Annotated in this window: 11 protein-coding genes and 2 pseudogenes; 8 read left to right on the plus strand and 5 right to left on the minus strand. The window is 63.5% G+C overall.

The genetic code is table 11. The features are described 5' to 3' along the window. Positions 1–140: 140 nt before the first annotated feature. Entirely contained in the window at positions 141–3,278 is a 3,138-nt protein-coding gene (locus WJW29_RS05360) for an AAA domain-containing protein (protein ID WP_011259385.1), read from the plus strand. A gap of 60 nt (positions 3,279–3,338) precedes the next feature. On the opposite strand, the gene WJW29_RS05365 is transcribed toward WJW29_RS05360, so the two are convergent. Continuing rightward, on the minus strand, positions 3,339–4,691 hold the full coding sequence (locus WJW29_RS05365) for an aspartate aminotransferase family protein (RefSeq protein WP_011259384.1): 1,353 nt from the start codon (positions 4,689–4,691) through the stop codon (positions 3,339–3,341). 529 nt (positions 4,692–5,220) lie between these two features. On the opposite strand from WJW29_RS05365, the gene WJW29_RS05370 reads away from it, so the two are divergent. The 5 genes from WJW29_RS05370 to WJW29_RS05390 all read left to right on the plus strand — a co-directional run bounded on the left by WJW29_RS05370 (position 5,221) and on the right by WJW29_RS05390 (position 11,996). Continuing rightward, positions 5,221–6,945, plus strand: coding sequence for an OFA family MFS transporter (locus WJW29_RS05370; protein WP_113084355.1), 1,725 nt, complete (start codon positions 5,221–5,223; stop codon positions 6,943–6,945). Positions 6,946–6,951: 6 nt separating this feature from the next. After that, positions 6,952–7,797 (plus strand): formate dehydrogenase accessory sulfurtransferase FdhD, encoded by an 846-nt coding sequence (fdhD, locus tag WJW29_RS05375; RefSeq protein ID WP_011259382.1) that lies wholly within the window; start codon positions 6,952–6,954, stop codon positions 7,795–7,797. Then, positions 7,794–10,142, plus strand: a complete 2,349-nt coding sequence (locus tag WJW29_RS05380; RefSeq protein WP_011259381.1) for an FdhF/YdeP family oxidoreductase — start codon at positions 7,794–7,796, stop codon at positions 10,140–10,142. The genes fdhD and WJW29_RS05380 overlap by 4 nt, the downstream gene beginning before the upstream one ends. Continuing rightward, positions 10,132–10,410 (plus strand): hypothetical protein, encoded by a 279-nt coding sequence (locus WJW29_RS05385; protein ID WP_011408785.1) that lies wholly within the window; start codon positions 10,132–10,134, stop codon positions 10,408–10,410. The genes WJW29_RS05380 and WJW29_RS05385 overlap by 11 nt, the downstream gene beginning before the upstream one ends. Before the next feature lie 305 nt (positions 10,411–10,715). After that, entirely contained in the window at positions 10,716–11,996 is a 1,281-nt protein-coding gene (locus WJW29_RS05390; RefSeq protein ID WP_041182168.1) for an MFS transporter, read from the plus strand. A gap of 307 nt (positions 11,997–12,303) precedes the next feature. On the opposite strand, the gene WJW29_RS05395 is transcribed toward WJW29_RS05390, so the two are convergent. The 3 genes from WJW29_RS05395 to WJW29_RS05405 all read right to left on the minus strand — a co-directional run bounded on the left by WJW29_RS05395 (position 12,304) and on the right by WJW29_RS05405 (position 16,380). After that, on the minus strand, positions 12,304–13,602 hold the full coding sequence (locus tag WJW29_RS05395) for a diguanylate cyclase (protein ID WP_011259379.1): 1,299 nt from the start codon (positions 13,600–13,602) through the stop codon (positions 12,304–12,306). Between the two features lie 82 nt (positions 13,603–13,684). Next, positions 13,685–15,004 carry an FAD-binding oxidoreductase gene (locus tag WJW29_RS05400; RefSeq protein WP_011259378.1) on the minus strand — a complete coding sequence of 440 codons (1,320 nt, stop codon included), beginning with the start codon at positions 15,002–15,004 and terminating at the stop codon, positions 13,685–13,687. Further along, positions 15,001–16,380, minus strand: a complete 1,380-nt coding sequence (locus WJW29_RS05405; RefSeq protein ID WP_011259377.1) for a glutamine synthetase family protein — start codon at positions 16,378–16,380, stop codon at positions 15,001–15,003. Before WJW29_RS05405 ends, WJW29_RS05400 begins: the two co-directional genes overlap by 4 nt. Before the next feature lie 144 nt (positions 16,381–16,524). Here WJW29_RS05405 and WJW29_RS05410 point away from each other — a divergent pair. Together WJW29_RS05410 and WJW29_RS05415 are read left to right on the plus strand one after the other, a co-directional pair. After that, a pseudogene (locus WJW29_RS05410) lies at positions 16,525–17,282 on the plus strand (gamma-glutamyl-gamma-aminobutyrate hydrolase family protein). 6 nt (positions 17,283–17,288) lie between these two features. Next, on the plus strand, positions 17,289–18,674 hold the full coding sequence (locus WJW29_RS05415; RefSeq protein WP_011259375.1) for a glutamine synthetase family protein: 1,386 nt from the start codon (positions 17,289–17,291) through the stop codon (positions 18,672–18,674). A gap of 303 nt (positions 18,675–18,977) precedes the next feature. Here the strand turns inward: WJW29_RS05415 and WJW29_RS05420 are convergent. Continuing rightward, positions 18,978–19,136 (minus strand): annotated as a pseudogene (locus WJW29_RS05420) (IS701 family transposase); the annotation flags it as partial.

The raw sequence follows: 19,136 nt of genomic DNA on the forward strand, positions 1-19,136 counted from the left end.
GGCATTGTAGTGAGCCTGCCTGATCCTGTCCGCTGCGGCGCGGGCAACGCCTTCCAATGTGAGGGCGCCGGAGGCAAACTACCGTTCAGCTAGACTGACGCCAGAACGTCCAGATAATTGGCGAAAGGATGATGTTTGGTATGGTAGATCCGGTCGATCAGGCAGCTCTCGACTATTGGCATGGCGTCGAGTTTTTCAACATCTACGATCTCGACGAGCAGTTGGAAAAGGCCCGCAAGCACCGGCCTGTGCATCTGCTTGGACCGGAACAGATGATTGATGGTACCTGGGACTCGGCAAGCGTTGCTCCAAGGTTGCTGTATTTGCTGCCGTTCCCCGCAACGGAGGCGACCAGGATTGTCGCAGCGCAACTTTCAGAGCCAGAGGCTTCGTCCATTGTCAATGCGCGTGACAGTGAGTTGTGTGCGGACGGCTTTACATGCTTTGCGAAACTCAAGCTCAGTGCCAATGGACGCCCCAACTTTGGCGCAATCAGCTTCTCTGCGTTGCCATGGGCAATAGGTCAGTTGCAGGCAGGATCGTTGGATCGGCTGTCGATGCGGCAGTTCGAGCAGGAAACCACTGCGCTCAGGTATGAGCTGATACAGGAATGCGGTGCCGCGACCCCGGAGTTCGATGCAGCTGCGCTATCGGCATTAGTGGAGCGGCTGGTGCAGTGGGCAGGCTATCGGCCACCTGCCGGGAGTGCATGGGCGTGGATGGAGGTGCTGCAGGAACCGGAGACAGCTGCCGCGTCCGCAGCTGTATCGGAGGCCGCCGCCATCGAAGGCGATGCCTCTGGTGAAGACGCAGCGGAGGATCTGCCGATACTTAACAGTTTCTTCGTCCACGACCTCAATCAAGCCAAGGGTATGCTCAGGCAACCAGCGCCGCCGCGTGCATTGCAGGCCTATCTGGCTGGCATCGACGTGCCAAAGCTTGATTTGGACAGTGCGCACGGACATTCGCACATCCTGCAGACTCTGCGACCCACCAGCAGCATTGCCGGGCGTTGGCCATCGCTGCCAGACCAGTGCCAGTCGTTGATGCAGCAGTTCGCTTTGAACAAGATGAAGGCGCTCGAACCGGGCCAGATCCTGGCAGTCAATGGGCCGCCGGGAACCGGCAAAACGACACTGCTACGCGATCTGATTGCGCATCTGGTGGTGGAGCGTGCTGGCGTGCTGGCAGGGCTGGCCGATGTCAGGCAGGGATTGTCGAGCGAGACATTGGAACTGCCGTTCTTAGGCAAGGCCAAGCCGATGTACAAATTGGCTCCTGCGTTGACCGGCTATGAAATTGTGGTCGCTTCCACCAACAACGGCGCGGTCGAAAATCTGTCCCTGGAGTTGCCGCAATGCAGCGGCATCGATCCGGCGTTGCTCGACTCCTTGCGATATTTTCAGCCGGTTGCCACCAAATATGCCGGCAGTCATGCCAGCAAGCCCTGGGCAGCCCCGCAACTGCCGGTCTGGGGTTTGGTTTCTGCTGCGCTGGGCAAAAAAGCCAACTGCACACGTTTCAACGATATCTTTGGTTATCGTGCTGCCACGCCCGACAAACCGCCGGAAAAGTATCTGGCAGATGCCAAGGTGGATCATGCAGCCTGGGACAACGCCAATGCCCAGACGTATTGGCGTTACCGCAAACAGCTGAATGCGCCAATGTCTTTCAAAACCGCGCAGGAAAAATTCATCGATGCGCGGGCTGCATACAACAAGGAACATGCAGTGCTTGTCCGTCTGGAGGCGTCGCTGGCACAGCTGCATGCCGATTGGGAGCGCGCCGGTTTCTTGTGCGAGGCCCTGCCAGCGTTCGATTCACTGCCTCTAGCCGAACTTGCAGCTGCGGCGGGCGCTCTGGCGCAGCGGTCGCAGGAAGATGCAGACGGCCTTGAGCGCCGCCTGCTGCCGAAATGGTTGCGCTGGCTGTCGCAGATATTTGACGCCAAGCGCTATCAGCAATGGTGCACCTACTGCGATCTTGCCTCAGCCTTGCGGCGGCTTGCGCAGGACACTGAAACGTTTGCGCAGCAATGCGCGGCTGCCGATGTTGCGATCTGGGATGGTGGCTCCCTGGACAGTCATGCCAATCAGGTCAACGCGTTCTGGCAAGGACCCCGCCTGAACCAGTCGCGCAATGCACTTTTCGCTGCCGCCATGGCCTTGCACGAGGCGTTTTTCCTCAATGCTCAGCCAACCATCGGCTTGGCGATCAGCGATTTGCTGTCACGTCCGTCCGAATCCGGCAACGATGCAACGGCGCTGTGGCAATGGCTTTTCATGCTGACACCGGTCGTGTCGACCACGTTTGCTTCGGTACGTCGCCAATTTGCCGGCGTTGGCAGCGAGGAGCTGGGCTGGCTGATAGTCGATGAGGCCGGCCAGGCGCCGCCGCAGGCGACGGTGGGCGCGATGATGCGGGCGCAACGTGTTGTGGTAGTTGGCGATCCACTACAGATTCCGCCGGTCGTGCCGCACGGCACCCGCTTGCTTCAGTTGCTTGGCAACCACTGGTTGGGACAGCAGTACGCCAGGTATGCTGTCGACAAGAACTCGGTGCAGACCTTGGCTGATCGCGCCTACGCGTTTGGCGTACGCCACCCTGCCAGCCCGGACAGCTTTATCGGCGTGCCGCTTGTCATGCACCGTCGCTGCGATGCTCCGATGTTCGGGATCGCCAATCAGATTGCGTATGCCAATCGGATGAAGCATGCCAAGAATGGGATTGCCACTCTTCATCCGAGGTTGGGTCCTAGCAGTTGGTGGCATGTCGACGCAATCAGCGGCAATGGCAGCAAATTTGTGCCTGCGCAGGCGCGGCGTCTGTTCGCTGCGCTGGTGGACTTATACGTCAGTCAGGCAGGCGCGTGCGATCGGCGTCTGCCTGATGTGTTCGTGATCACGCCGTTTCGGGAAGTCAGGAGCGGCTTGTGCACGCTGCTTTGCACGCGCGCCAACTGGGAGCAGGCGCTTGCCGGTAGATCGATTCCGGTGCCGACGAAAGCAAATCTGGAGAAATTTAGGTCCAACATCGGCACAGTGCATACCTTCCAGGGCAAGGAGTGCGACATCGTGTTCTTCGTGCTCGGCTGCGATTCAAGTCATTCAGGGGCGATCAATTGGGCCAGCGGGGAACCAAATATCCTCAATGTCGCAGTCACGCGCGCCAAGAAGCATCTGTATGTGATCGGTGATCGCAACCTCTGGGGCGGCAAACCCTATTTCGATACTGCGCTCGCCATGTTGAATGACTTCCATGCTCGACATGCCGCTTGATTGCGGCATGGTGTAGGGCAAGACGCCTTCGCAATGACGTTGCTGGTGACCGTCACCAATTCACGCAGTGCTGCGCAGGATGTTGCCCAGCGTCTCCACCATCTGCCCGATCTGCTCGGGCGTGACGATCAGTGGCGGTGACAGTGCGATGACATCGCCGGTGACGCGCACCAGCAGGCCGCCTTCATGGAAACAGCGCTCGAAGATCTCGTAACCGCGCGCACCCGGGGCGCCGTCGCGCGGCGCCAGCTCGATCGCCCCGATCAGGCCGATGTTGCGGATATCGATGACGTGCGGCAGCCCGCGCAGGCTGTGCACTGCGTCCTCCCACTGCGCGCCGCGCGTGATCGCACGCGTGAACAGGTCTTCCTCTGCATAGGTGTCCAGCGTGGCGATCGCGGCCGCGCAGGCCAGCGGATGGCCGGAATAGGTGTAGCCGTGAAAGAGCTCGATCACGCTCTGCGGCCCGTGCATGAAGGCGTCGTGGATGGCATCGGCCACCAGAACCGCGCCCATCGGCACGGTGCCGCTGGTCAGGCCCTTGGCAGCGGTGATGATGTCCGGAGTGACGCTGAAGCGCTGCGCGGCGAACGTATCGCCCACGCGGCCGAAACCGGTGATCACTTCGTCGAACACCAGCACGATGCCGTGGCGGTTGCAGATGGCGCGTAACCGCTGCAGGTAACCTTCAGGCGGCAGTATCACGCCGGCCGAACCGGACACCGGTTCGACGAAAACCGCGGCAATGGTGGACGCATCGTGCAGGGTGATCAGCCGTTCCAGATCGTCGGCCAGCTCCGCGCCATGCGCGGGCAGGCCGCGCGTGTAGGCATTGCGTTCGATATCCAGCGTGTGGCGCAGATGGTCGGTGCCGGCCAGCAACGGGCCGAACCATTTGCGGTTATTGGGCAGCCCACCGATGGACATGCCGCCGAAGCCGACCCCGTGGTATGCCTTCTCGCGGCCGATGAAGCGGGTGCGCTGGCCGTCGCCGCGCAGCCGGTGATAGGCCAGCACGATCTTCATCGCGCTATCCACCGCTTCCGAGCCGGAGTTGGTGAAGAACACGTGGCACAGGCCGGGTGGGGCGATTGCGGCCAGCCGTTGCGCCAGCACGAACGGCAGCGGCGAACCCATCTGGAAGGTCGGCGCGAAATCCAGCGTGCCGGCCTGTTCGCGGATCGCGGCCACGATGCGCTCGCGGCTGTGGCCGGCATTGCAGCACCACAGGCCGGCGGTGCCGTCCAGGATCTGGCGGCCATCGACGTCGCGGTAATACATGCCCTGTGCCGAGGCCAGCAGGCGAGGGCGCGCCTTGAACTGGCGATTGGCGGTGAATGGCATCCAGAAGGCATCCAGCTGCGCCGGTGCCTGCAGCGCATCGGCCGCATCGCGGGGAAGGTGGTCGGGCATGGCAGGCTCCGTCGCTTTGGATCGCCCGACTGTACGCAGCTGATGCGTCGGCCGTCACCCCGATACCGGCAGTCGCACCGCATTGGCGGGGCGCGTCGTGCGTGCACCGATCCACGCGGTGCAGCTCTCGGGCGATACCGGTGCCCGCCGCCGCCCCGTGGTTGCAGCCGGTGCGGGCGCGGTTTCGCGACACGGTTGGCGACGTGCACACAGACTAGTAAATTTAGTCTCAGCGTTGGCCGCTAACGCCAAGGAACGCTTACGCGGCATGAGTGTTGGCGGCGCTTTGCAACACTGCAAGGCGCTGACCAGCAGTGCAGACAGGCAGGGATCGCCGATGCTGCGCCAGACGACCGCCAGTTGGGTCTGATCGGTGTCGCTGCCCATATCGCAACGCGTTGTGTGATTGCAGCGACCAATCGTATTCGGAACGGTCGACAGGACGTCGCCATCGCCGACCAGGCGTCGATGTCAGTCCTGTCCGCCGTGCTTATCGCAGTTCATCGTTGGTTTTTTGGGGAAATGAGAAATGATGCAAGGGTCCACCGTGGCGACAGCCAGCGGCGCAGACGCCGGTCTACTGTCCAAGGAGCGCATCGTTGCGCGGCCGGGCTTCAATCGTTGGTTGGTTCCGCCGGCAGCATTGGCGATCCACCTGTGCATCGGCATGGCCTACGGCTTCAGCGTGTTCTGGCTGCCGTTGTCCAAGGCGCTGGGTATTACCGAGTCGATTGCGTGTCCGGCCGATATGGGCCTGTTCGCGCGCATGGTGGCCACCACCTGCGACTGGAAGATCAGCCAATTGCAGTGGATGTACACGCTGTTCTTCGTGTTGCTGGGCTGCTCGGCAGCGATCTGGGGCGGTTGGCTGGAACGTGCCGGCCCGCGCAAGGCCGGTGTGGTCTCGGCGCTGTGCTGGTGCGGCGGCCTGGTGATCTCCGCGGCCGGTATCCACTTCCATCAGATCTGGATGCTGTGGCTGGGCTCGGGTGTGATTGGCGGTATCGGCCTGGGGTTGGGCTACATCTCGCCGGTGTCGACCTTGATCAAATGGTTCCCGGACCGTCGCGGTATGGCGACGGGCATGGCGATCATGGGTTTCGGCGGCGGCGCGATAATCGGCAGCCCGCTGGCCGATGCGCTGATGCGCCATTTCGCCACCCCCACCTCGGTGGGCGTGATGGAAACCTTCGTGGTGATGGCGGCGCTGTACTTCGTCTTCATGATGGCCGGTGCGTTCGGTTACCGCGTGCCGCCGAGCGGCTGGACCCCGGCCGGCTGGACCCCGGCCGGCTGGATCCCGGCCGGCTGGATCCCGGCCGGCTGGACCGCACCGGTGGCAAGCAGCAATGCCATGATCACCGCCAACCACGTGCACGTAAAAAAGGTCTGGGGCATTCCGCAGTTCTGGTTGCTATGGGGCGTGCTGTGCCTGAACGTTTCGGCCGGTATCGGAGTGATCGGCATGTCCTCGCCCATGTTGCAGGAAGTGTTCGGCGGCCGCCTGATCGGCGTGGACGTGGGCTTCGGTAGCCTGGATCCGACCCAACTGGCCAGCATCGCGGCCATCGCGGCCGGCTTCACCGGTCTGCTCAGCCTGTTCAACATCGGTGGCCGGTTCTTCTGGGCCAGCATGTCCGACAAGCTCGGCCGCAAGAACACCTGCACGCTGTTCTTCGTGCTGGGTATCTGCCTGTATGCAGCGGCCCCGTCGGCTGGCGGCATCGGCGGCATCGCGCTGTTCGCGGGCATCTTCTGCATCATCCTGTCGATGTATGGTGGCGGCTTCGCCACCATCCCGGCCTATCTGGCCGACTTGTTCGGCACACAGATGGTTGGCGCCATCCATGGCCGTCTGCTGACCGCCTGGGCCACCGCCGGCATCCTCGGTCCGGTCGTTGTGGGTTACATGCGTGAATACCAATTGGCCCACGGCAGCCTGCCGTCACAGGTCTACAACACCACCATGTACATCCTCGCCGGCATGCTCGTGCTCGGCCTGATCTGCAATCTGTTGGTGCGCCCGGTGGCCGCGCGTCACTTCATGACGCCCGACGAACTGGCGCGCGAAAAGCAGCTGGCGCACGAGAAGGTCGACCGCACCGGGCACTGTGTGATTCCGCCGGAGCAGTTGGCGCGCATCGGTCATGGCGGCAACCCGGCACTGGTCGCGTTCGCCTGGCTCGCCGTGGGTATCCCGATGCTGTTGGGTATCTGGGTCACGCTGCAAGACGCCTTCGTGCTGTTCCATTGAGATGAGATGACCAATTCGTCTTCCCGTTCCGTGCGTGCCGGCAGTGTGGTGCGCACGGTCTGTCGCCATCGCGGCGGCCGCAGCGCCATGGTGCAGGACATGGTGGCGGCCGAAATGCCGGTCGCCTTCATCTACAACGGCGTGCAGTTCGCGGTGATGATGGCCACGCCGGAGGACCTGGAGGATTTCGCGCTCGGGTTCTCGTTGAGCGAAGGCATCGTCGATCACGCGCAGGACCTGCGCGTGATCGCGGTGGAGACGTTTCTGGAAGGCGCTTCGCTACAGATCGACATCCCGCCCGAACGGGCCGCCGCGTTGGATCAGCGACGGCGCAATCTGGACGGGCGCAGCGGTTGCGGGGTATGCGGCAACGAGTCCATCGAAGCGGTGTTGCGAGTGCCGCCAGTGCTGAACTCATCTTTACAAATCGACGTGGATGCCCTGGCGCATGCATTGGACGCGCTGCACGCACGGCAGCCCATCGCCGCGCAAACCGGTGCCGTGCATGCGGCCGGTTGGGCGGATGCGCAGGGCAATGTACAACTGGTCCGCGAAGACGTGGGCCGGCATAACGCGCTGGATAAATTGATCGGTGCATTGGCGCGTGCGCGCATCGATGCATCGCAGGGGTTTGCGGTGGTCACCAGCCGCGCCAGTTACGAAATGGCCATGAAAGCCACGCAGGCCCGGATACCGCTGCTTGCAGCGATCTCCGCGCCCACCGCGCTGGCGATCAGCCTGGCCGATAGTGCGGGACTGACCCTGATCGGGTTTGCCCGCAATCACGATTGTGTTGTTTACAGCCATCCGCAGCGCCTGAATCTGGGTGTTGCTGTGGGAGAGACCGCATGAGCGAGAAAACCATCAAGCAGTACGACAATCCCGCAGGCGGCTGGGGCGCATTGCGCTCGGTGGCCAAGCACCTGATGGAACAGGACATCGCAGTGCAGGGTGCCAAGACGCTGCTGCACGCCAACCAGCCGGACGGCTTCGACTGCCCCGGTTGCGCATGGCCGGATCGCGACCACACCTCCACGTTCGAATTCTGCGAAAACGGCGCCAAGGCCGTGGCAGCCGAGTCCACCGCGCGTCGCGCCGGGCCGGAACTGTTCGCCTCGCACAGCGTGACTGTGCTGTCGCAGTACAGCGATTACTGGCTGGAAGGGCAGGGCCGCCTGACCCACCCGATGCGCTACGACGCCGCCACCGATCACTACGTGCCGGTGAGCTGGGACGATGCGTTCGCGCAGATCGCGGGGCATCTCACTGGTCTGGCAACCCCGGACGAGGCGATTTTCTACACCTCCGGACGCACCAGCAACGAGGCAGCATTTCTGTATCAGTTGTTCGCGCGCGAGTTCGGTACCAACAACTTTCCCGATTGTTCCAACATGTGCCACGAGCCGTCCGGCACCGCGCTGCGTTCGCAGATCGGCGTGGGCAAGGGCACGGTGTCGCTGCACGATTTCGAGCTGGCCGACGCCATCTTCATCTTCGGGCAGAACCCGGGCACCAATCATCCGCGCATGCTGGGTGAGCTGCGTCATGCCTCCAAACGCGGTGCGGCGATTGCGGCATTCAACCCGCTGCGCGAGCGCGGGCTGGAAAAGTTCGCCGACCCGCAGGACAAGCTGGAGATGCTGCACAACGGCTCCACGCGCATCGCGTCTGATTATTTCCAGCTCAAGATCGGCGGCGACCTGGCCGCGGTGAAGGGCATCATCAAGCATGTGCTGGAGCGCGATGCGCAGGCGCAGCGCGATGGTGCGCCGCGCCTGCTGGATCTGGAATTCATCGCCGCGCACACCGCCAATTTCGAAGCGTTCGCTGCCGATGTGCATGCCGAACGTTGGGACACCATCGTCGAAGAGTCCGGTCTGGAAGAAGCGGCGTTGCGCAAGGCTGGCGAGATTTATCTCAACGCCGGGCGTGTGATTGCCTGCTGGGGCATGGGCATCACCCAGCACAAGCATTCGGTGGCGACCATCCACATGATCACCAACTTGCTGCTGCTACGCGGCCACCTGGGCCGGCCCGGCGCGGGCGTTTGCCCGGTGCGCGGGCACAGCAACGTGCAGGGCGACCGCACGATGATGATCTACGAAAAGCCGCCGGCCGCGTTCCTGGACAAGCTGCAATCGGTGTTCGGTTTCGCACCGCCGCGCGCTGACGGTTTCGATACCGTCGGTGCGATCGAGGCGATGCTGGATGGGCGCGGCAAGGTGTTCTTCGCGATGGGCGGCAACTTTGCTGCTGCGACGCCGGACACCGACGCCACGCACCGCGCGCTGCGCAATTGCGAATTGACCGTGCATGTCACCACCAAGCTCAATCGCAGCCACTTGGTGCATGGGCGCGACGCGTTGATCCTGCCGTGCCTGGGGCGTACCGAGATCGATATCCAGGATGCCGGCTCGCAAGGTGTGACGGTGGAAGATTCGATGAGCATGGTGCACTTGTCGGCGGGCATCAATCCGCCGGCCTCGCCGGAGCTGTTGTCGGAGCCGGCGATCGTGGCGCGCATGGCCGAGGCGACGTTAGGCGCACGCAGTGCGATCCGCTGGCGTTGGTTGGTGGGTGATTACGACCGCGTGCGCGATCTGATCGCGCAGGTGTTCCCGGATTTTGCCGGCTTCAATGAGCGTGTGCGTACGCCGGGCGGATTCCGTTTGTCGAACACCGCGCGCGATCGCCAGTGGGTGACGCCGGAGCAACGTGCGGTGTTCAAGCCGCACGCAGTGCCGACCGACAACCCGATCCATCGCGCGCGCCGCAGCCATACCGAACGGATGGTGTTTACGCTGGCCACCACGCGCTCGCACGATCAATACAACACCACCATCTATGGCCTGGACGACCGCTATCGCGGGGTGTTCGGCGAACGCCGTGTGCTGTTCATCCATACTGCGGACATCGCAGCGTTGAACATGAAAGCTGGCGATTGGGTGGACCTGGAAAGCCTGTGCGAGGACGGCGTGCACCGCGCGGCGCGGCGCTTCCTGCTGGTGGACTACAACATCCCGCGTGGCTGCCTGGCCGCGTATTACCCGGAAACCAACGCACTGGTGCCGTTATCCAGCTTCGCCGACGAAGCGCGTACGCCGACCTCCAAGTCGATTCCGGTGATCGTGCTGCCACACCGTGCAGACGCTGCCGATGCGGCACCGCGCGACATCGGAGCGGTGCTTGTCCGCTGATCCGCAATTCACTGCGCAGCTGTTGCAGGTGCTTGCCGACGCGCCCGAGGGCGTGTCGCTTGCCAAGTTATGTAAGCACCTTGGGGTGCGCATGAGCGTATTGCGACGCACGCTGGCTTGGTTGGGGACGGCAAATCTGGACGGTCAGCCGGGCCCGGGTTGGGTTCGCGTGGAAGACCGCGGCGAGCGGCAATTTGCGGTGCTCACGTCGGTTGGTTTGGCGGAGCATAAGCAGCGATCAACGGCGCAAGCGCGGCAGGGCGACTGAGCAATTTGTCGGCTTCGTTGTTGAGCTGCGTGTAACGACGTACTTCCAGCGTGTTCTGGGATGGCGGACGAGCAAAGGCCCTTCAGCAAACGCGAAGACCTCACGCCTTGCAGGCGAAACAGTTGACGATCGCGGCCTACGTTTTTGTCGGATACTGCTGCGAACGCATCTGTTTCAATGCCAGTAGAGCGCGATCCACTGCCTTGTCGGTCACGTCTGTAACTTTTTATCGGCCGGCCGGCCTGCGCAAAGCGTTGCCGGGATCTGCCAGAATCGGCCGTCTTGTTTCTGGATGTCGATCAACGATGACTGCCGCCGCGCCGCTCGCTACGCCCAGCAATTCACCCGTGCGCGTGCTGTTCGCCAGCCTGATCGGCACCACCATCGAGTTCTTCGATTTCTACATCTACGCCACTGCTGCGGTTCTGGTGTTTCCCACGCTGTTCTTTCCCGCCGGTGATGGCAGTGCAGCGATGCTGCAGTCGTTGGCCACCTTCGCGGTGGCGTTCGTCGCGCGGCCGGTGGGCTCGGCGGTGTTCGGGCACTTCGGTGATCGGGTCGGGCGCAAGGCCACGCTGGTGGCAGCGCTGCTGACGATGGGCCTGTCCACGGTGGCGATCGGCCTGTTGCCCAGTTACGCGCAGATCGGTGTGTTTGCGCCCGCGTTGTTGGCGTTATGCCGCTTCGGCCAGGGGCTGGGCCTGGGCGGCGAATGGGGCGGGGCGGTGCTGCTGGCGACCGAGAACGCGCCGCCTGGCAAGCGCGTGTGGTACGGCATGTTTCCACAACTGGGCGCGCCGCTGGGGTTTCTGTTGTCGACCGGCACCTTTCTGGGCATGGGCGCAGTGCTGGACGATACGCAGTTCATGCAGTGGGGCTGGCGCGTGCCGTTTTTGGCCAGTGCGTTGCTGGTGCTGACCGGGCTATGGGTGCGCTTGAGCATCACCGAGACGCCGGATTTCCAGAAGACGCTGGACCGCAAGACGCGCGTCACGTTGCCGCTGGGCACGGTAGTCTTGCAGCATGGGCCGGCACTGGTCATCGGCACGCTGGGCGCGTTCGCCACCTTCGTGCTGTTCTATCTGATGACGGTGTTCGCCCTCGGCTACGGCACCAAGACGCTGGGCTACGACAAGGAACAATTCCTGTTGTTGCAGATGGCCGGCATCGTGTTTTTTGTGCTGGGCATTCCGCTCTCGGCCAAGTTTGGCGACCGCCATGGCGCGCCGCTGGCGATGCTGCTGGCCAGCATTGCCATCGTTGCCTTTGGCCTGGCATTTGCGCCACTGTTTCAGGCTAACCACCCGCTACAGGTGCTGGCGTTCCTGTCGCTGGGATTTTTCTTCATGGGGCTGACCTACGGCCCCTGCGGCACACTGCTGGCAGAGCTATATCCCACTGAAGTGCGCTACACCGGCGCATCGCTGTCGTTCAATTTGGCCGGCATCCTGGGCGCGGCACCTGCGCCGTACGTGGCCACGCAACTGGCGGCCCGCTACGGCGTGCAGTCGGTGGGGTATTACCTGGGCGGTGCTGCGGTGCTGAGCCTGGTCGCGCTGGTGGTGGCGCGGCGGTGGCGCGGTTGATCGCAGGTTGCTGCGGGCACTCCATCGTGCGGATCGCGGAACACCGCGTTGGCGCGGGATCAAGCGGGGGCGATCGCATCCCGGCGCTATGGCAGCGCCGGGATCATGCCCGCGTTGCCTCGGTGCAGATGATCTAGGACATTGAGATCGTCCTGCCAAACCAAAACAGTGCCATCGCAATGGCATTGCCCAATGCGATAGGCGCACAGTGAACCGCACGCGTCGGCCGTGCGTTGATCTGAGCCAAGGCATGCGATGAAGCGCGTCATCTGCAACGGCCTGCCTGGGCCAGCAGATGACGGAAGGATCAGCCTGCCAGACGCACCTGGTTACGGCCGCCGGCCTTGGCCAGATACAGGTACTTGTCTGCTTCGTTCAACAGGTAATGCAGCGACTGGTCGCTTTCGCTGGCGATGCACACGCCGATGCTGACCGTCATGCTGAGCGTCTCTTCGCCCACGCGCACGCGCAGCGCGCTGATGCGTTCGCGCAACGTCTCGAAATAGCTGGTGGCGTTGGCCGCATCCAGGCCGGGCACCAGCAGACAGAATTCTTCGCCGCCGAAGCGCGCCACCAGGTCCTGCGGCCGGGCATGCCCGGAGACCGAAGCGGCCACCGCACGCAGCGCTTGGTCGCCAACGTCGTGGCCCCAGGTGTCGTTGATGTGTTTGAAGTGATCGATATCCACCATCGCCGCAGTCACCGTCTGGTCCTGCGACAACAGTTTCGTAATGACACGCTGGCTTTGTTCCAGAAAGTAACGCCGGTTGGGTAAGCCGGTGAGGAAGTCGCGGGTAGCCAGATCCTGCAGGGTGCCAATCAGTTCCAGCTGGTCCACGTTCTGCGACACGCGGCAGAAGAATTCTTCGCGCGAAAACGGCTTGCGCAGGAAATCGTTGGCGCCGTTCTTCAAAAAGCGCGGGATCAGCGACGAATCGCTGTTACCGGAAATACCGATCAGCGCCACCTTGTCGCGCGAGCGGATCGCACGTAGCCGGCGGGTAAATTCCACGCCATCCATGCCAGGCATTTCCTGGTCGACGATGGTCAGGCGAATGCTCGGGTCGCGTTCGATTGCTTCCAGCCCGGCAGGGCCGTCGGCTGCCAGCACCACGCGGTAGCCGTACATCGACAGCAGCGCGCCGGCATAGGTGCGTGCCGACAGCGAATCGTCCACCACCAGGGCGGCGATCCGGCGATTGCGCTCCAAACGCTGTACCAGCCAGGCCAGGTATTCGATGCTGCCCGGTGCGTTTTTCAGTACGTAATCGATGATCTGCTGCTGTAGCACGCGCTGACGCAGGTCTTCGTCGTACACGCCGCTGACCACCACGGTGGGCAGTTTGCGCGAGAGAAAGAATTCCACGACCTTGTCGCGGTCGCCGTCGACCAGCACCAGGCCGGTCAGGACCAGAAACCAGCCATCCTCTTCGTCAAGCACACGCGCAGCTTCGGCCAGGGTCGACACGACGGTGACTGAAAGTTCCACGCGTTGCTCGATGGCTTCGCGCAGCATGCTGGTGAACGTGCGCGAATTCTCCACCAACAGCACACGCTGCGGCAGAAAGACGCTTTCACTATCGCGATGGACTTTACTTGGGGACATCAGTTGGCCGTCTGGATCGAACCGTCAGGTCAGCTAACGGCCCTGCTGGCAAAAACTTGAGCACGTGGCTGCAACGCGCCGGTCACCACAGTGCATCGCGCAGCCGATGCCAGCTCATCGCCGCCACCAGCAGTGGGGTGCGCAGTCGCTGCCCGCCGGGAAACGGGCGATGCCCGATGCGTTCGAACACGTCCAGGCGCCGGCTCTGGCCGGCGATGGCATCGGCGATGACCTGGCCAGCCAGGCCCGTGGCAGCGACGCCGTGCCCGGAGAAGCCCTGCGCGAAGTACAGGTTGGGCGCCAGCCGGCCCCAGTGCGGCGCACGGTTGCGCGAGATGTCCACGTAGCCACCCCACAGGATTTCCAGCGACACATCGTGCAGCTGCGGAAACACCGTGTGCATGCGCTGGGTCATCAGGTGCTGCAGGCCCGCGGGCGGACGCGAAGAGTAACTGGCACGCCCACCGAACAGCAGGCGGTGGTCGGCGCTGAGCCGATAGTAATCCAGTGCCCAGTTGGTGTCGGCCACCGCCATGTCGTTGGCAATCAGGGCGCGTGCGCGCGCTTCGCCCAGGGGCGGGGTGGCGCCGACATAGGTGCCCACCGGCATGATGCGCTGCTCCAGCGTCGGGGCGATGCCGTGCAGCAGGGCATTGCCGGCGATCACCCCGAAGCTGGCGGTGACGCTGCCGTGTGCGGTGTGCATGACCACGCGCGTGCCGGCCTGCTGCTGCGTCACGGCCGAGTCTTCGTAGATGCGCACCCCGGCCGCCAGCGCGGCACGGGCCAGGCCCAGTGCATAGGCCAGCGGATGCAGATGGCCACTGGCAGGGTCGAACATGGCGCCCAGATACAGCGGGCTGTCCAGCACCTGGCGGGTGCGCGCACGGTCCCACCATTGCAGCGGGTAGTCGTAGCGTTCGGCCATGCGCACGATGCCGTGCTGCAGCGCCCGTACCTGGCGCGGCTTTAGCGGAACATGCGCGTGCCCATCGCGCCAGTCGCAGGCGATGGCATGGCGGGCGATGCGCGCGCGCAGCAGGCGCATGCCATCGCGCGAGAAATCGAACAGCAGGCGTGCAGCGTCGTTGCCGACCAGCGCCTCCAGCGTCTCCTGCTCGCAGCCGTAGCCGACGATGGCCTGGCCACCGTTGCGCCCGGACGCACCCCAGCCTACGCGCCGGGCTTCCAGCACGATGACGGAGTAACCGGCCTCGGCCAGCGCCAGCGCGGCGGTCAGGCCGGTATAGCCACCGCCGAGGATGCAGACATCGGCATGTTCGGCGCCTTTCAGCCGCGGCTGCCGGGGCAGGGCCGGCGTGCTGCGCGCGTACAAGCTGTCCGGGTAGTCGCTGTCCGGTGGATCGCTGCGCGGCTGGGGCGCGTGCGGGCGAGTCATCACACGGTGCGCAGGTACCGCGCGTAATCCAGGTCGGGCACCAGTGCCTGGTAGTCGAGCAACTCGCGCTGTTTTTGCTGGCCGAACACATGCTGGAACTGGGTGCCGAACTGCGTGCCGATGAAGTCGCTGCTCAGGAACGCATCCACCGCGCCTTGCCAGGTGCGCGGGGAGAACCCCGACTGCGCATACGCATTGCCGCTGATGGGCGCAGTGGGTTCTGCAGGCCTGCGCAGGCCGTCCAGCATCGCGGCCAGCACCGCTGCAGCCGCCAGATATGGGTTGGCATCGGCGCCGGCAATGCGGTGCTCGATACGGGTGTTGTGTGCATCGCTATGTGGGATGCGCAGCGCCACAGTGCGGTTGTTGAAACCCCAGCTCGCATCCAGCGGCACGAAGGCATTGCTGACGAAGCGGCGATAGCTGTTGGCATGCGGGGCGAACATCAGGAGCGCGGCATCGGCATGCCGCTGCAGCCCGGCGATGGCGTGGCGCAGCGGGTCTGCAGGCGCATCGGCAGCGCTGGCCAGCACGTTGTGCCCGGTGCCATCGCGCAGGCTTACGTGCAGATGCAGCCCGCTGCCGGCCTGGCCGGGGAACGGCTTGGCCATGAAGCTGGCAAGCTTGCCCTGCTGCTGGGCAATCGCCTTGATGGTGCGCTTGAGCAGGATCGCCTCATCGCAGGCGGCTACCGCATCGGCGCGATGTTGCAGATTGATTTCGAACTGGCCGGGCGCGTATTCGGCAACGGCAGTGTCGGCCGGAATGCCTTGCTGCCGGCAAGCCGCTGTGACCGCATCTGTGAAGCCGCGCTGGTCGTCCAGATCCTGCAGCGAATACACCTGGGTGCTGTCGTTGCGTTCGCCGGTGAGCGGGTCGCGCGGCGTCTGCGGGCGCCCCTGCGCATCGGCCACCGCATCGAACAGGTAGAACTCCAGTTCTACGGCGATCACCGGGTTCAGGCCGAGCGCGCCAAATCCTTGCAGCACGCGCTGCAACACCGCACGTGGCGCCACGTCGAACAACCCGCCTTCGGGGGTATGCATCGCCAGCAGCAACTGCGCCATCGGCCGTGGCGCCCACGGCACCGGGCGTAGCGAGCCTTCGATCGGCCGGCAGATGCGGTCGGCATCGCCGATGGCGTAGCCAAGCCCGGTTTCTTCCACGGTGTTGCCGGTGATGTCGGTGGCGATCAGCGACATCGGCAGGCACACACCATCGCGATAGACCTTGCTCAGCGCCTCGGCGGTCACGCGCTTGCCGCGCAGCACGCCGTTGGTGTCGGGCAATAACAGATCGACTGCTTCGCAACCGGCGATGCGCACCAAGGTGTCGGCATCGGCAGCGGGCAGGGACGCGATGGGGTTCTCGGTAGCCATGTGGCAACATCTGCGAAGTCGTCGCGCAGCGTAGCAAAGCGCACGTGAGCAATCGCAAGCGCAACGGCGCGCTTGGCAATGCCGGCGATGGCGCGGTAAGTTCGACCGTGTCGACGTTCAACCCACCGCATAGGATTCTTGCGCATGGCTGTCGTTCCATTGGTCGGCCTGCCGACCGATCATATCCTGCAATGGGCGCGCCCGTTCCTGGCCGCCGGCGAGAAGTACATCCGCGCGGTGGCCGAGGCCGCCGGAGCGATGCCGGTGTTGTTGCCCAGCCTGCAGCCGGCACTGGATGCAAGCACGTGGCTGCAGCACTTGGACGGGCTGCTGCTGACCGGTGCGCTCAGCAATGTGGAGCCGCATCACTACAGCGATGCGCCCAGTTGGGAAGGCAACCCGCACGACCCGGCGCGCGATGCCACCACCCTTGGACTGATCCCGCAGGCGCTGGCACGCGGACTGCCGGTGCTGGCGATCTGCCGCGGCTTGCAGGAGATCAACGTGGCCTTGGGCGGGCGCCTGCATCAGCGCGTGCATGAAGTGCCCGGCCTAGCCGACCACCGCGAGGACCGCAGGGCAACCTTGGACACGCAGTACGGCCCGGCTCACATGGTGCATCTGCATCCCGGCGGCTGGTTGGCTGGCATGAGCGACAGCGCACAGGTCTGGGTGAATTCGCTGCATGGGCAAGGCATTGCCACCCTTGCCGGGGGGGGCTGTTGGTCGAAGCTACCGCGCCGGATGGTTTGATCGAAGCCTTTCGCGGCCCTGGCCCGGGCTTTTTGCTGGCGGTGCAGTGGCATCCGGAATGGCGTGTCGCGCAGCATCCGTTCTACCGTGCCATCTTTCAGGCTTTCGGCGAGGCCTGTCGCCAATACGCCGCGCAACGCGGCAAGTGAGGTTGCATGTCCATCCGCACACGTTCGCGCAAAGCCACGCCCAAACAGCCGGAGAGTGCGCTGCGCCGCTGGCTCAAGGAGCGCAGCATCACCGAGGTGGAATGCCTGGTGCCGGACATCACCGGCAACGCCCGCGGCAAGATCATTCCGGCCGACAAGTTTTCGCATGATTACGGCACGCGCCTTCCCGAAGGCATCTTCGCCACCACCGTGACCGGCGATTTCCCGGACGATTATTACGCACTGACCTCACCCTCGGATTCGGACATGCATCTACGCCCGGATGCCAGCACTGTGCGCATGGTGCCGTGGGCGACAGACCCCACTGCGCAGGTCATCCACGACTGCTATACCAAGGAGGGCGATCCGCACGAACTTGCCCCGCGCAATGTGCTGCGGCGTGTGCTGGATGCCTATGCGCAGGTCAAGCTGCAACCGGTGGTGGCGCCGGAACTGGAATTTTTTCTGGTGCAGAAGAATACCGACCCCGACTTTCCGTTGTTGCCGCCGGCGGGACGCTCAGGGCGCCCGGAAACGGCGCGGCAGTCGTATTCGATCGACGCGGTCAACGAGTTCGACCCGATCCTGGACCTGATGTACGACTACTGCGATGCGATGGAACTGGACGTGGATACCTTGATCCACGAATCCGGTGCCGCGCAGCTGGAAGTCAACTTCACCCATGCCGATCCGCTCTCGCGTGCGGACCAGGTCTTCCTGTTCAAGCGCACCATGCGCGAGGCCGCGCTGCGGCATGGCGTGTACGCCACATTCCTGGCAAAACCAATGGAAACCGAGCCCGGCAGTGCGATGCATATCCACCAGAGCCTGCTGCATGCCGACACCGGCAAAAACGTGTTCAGCGGCAAGCGCGAGGGCGGCTTCAGCGATACCTTCGCGCATTATCTGGGCGGCCTGCAGAAGTACATTCCGATGGCGATGGGGCTGCTGGCGCCGAACGTCAATTCGTATCGCCGGCTGATGTTCGGCGAAGTCTCGCCGAGCAATGTGCTGTGGGGTTTCGACAACCGCACCTGCGGGCTGCGCGTGCCGATCGATGCACCGCAGAACATGCGGGTGGAGAGCCGTTTCGCCGGCTCCGATGCCAACCCGTATCTGGCGATGGCGGCGACGCTGGCGTGCGGATTATTGGGCATTCGCGAAAATCTCGAACCAACCGCGCCGATCAGCAGCAACGGCAAGGAGCAAGGTTACGATCTGCCGCGCTCGCTGGGCGAAGCGTTGGATGAGCTGGAAGGCTGCGATGCGTTGCAGGAGATGCTGGGGCAGCGCTTTGTGCGTGCGTACATCTCGGTGAAGCGCAAAGAATATGAGACGTTTTTTCGGGTGATCAGCTCTTGGGAGCGGGAGTTTCTGTTGTTGAATGTGTGAAGCGTTCAATTCGCCAGGTGTGCTGTAGCTGGATGATGGGCGGTCTCAAGAGTCAAGTGCAACACCTCGAGAGACCTGCTGTTAGCGCAACGTATGGACGGACAGCCCAGCAGGCCATTGATTGTGCAAAAGTTACGTGAGCCAGTGTTTTGACAGAAAACGCGGGTCTGCAGTGGAGAGAAGTGTTGCACTTGGAACTTGAGTCGGTCAGGTTTGTTAGTTCTACTGTGTTAATAAATTCGAATCCGTTGGTACGGTGAGACCCCGCAACACGGGCAGTGTGGGAGGCTTCTGGCGATAAGCCTAGCCAGTCCGAAGGCCAGCGTGGCAATCGAGTTGGGATGGTGACGTTGCATTGGGGCCAGACCCGCGCGGGCGGACACTTTTGGATACTGCAGGCATCTTGAATGCGACGGAGTTTTTTTTACTGCGCAGGCGCTCGCGCATCAAGAACCCGTATGC

The sequence above is a fragment of the Xanthomonas sp. JL1 genome, assembly GCF_038405005.1.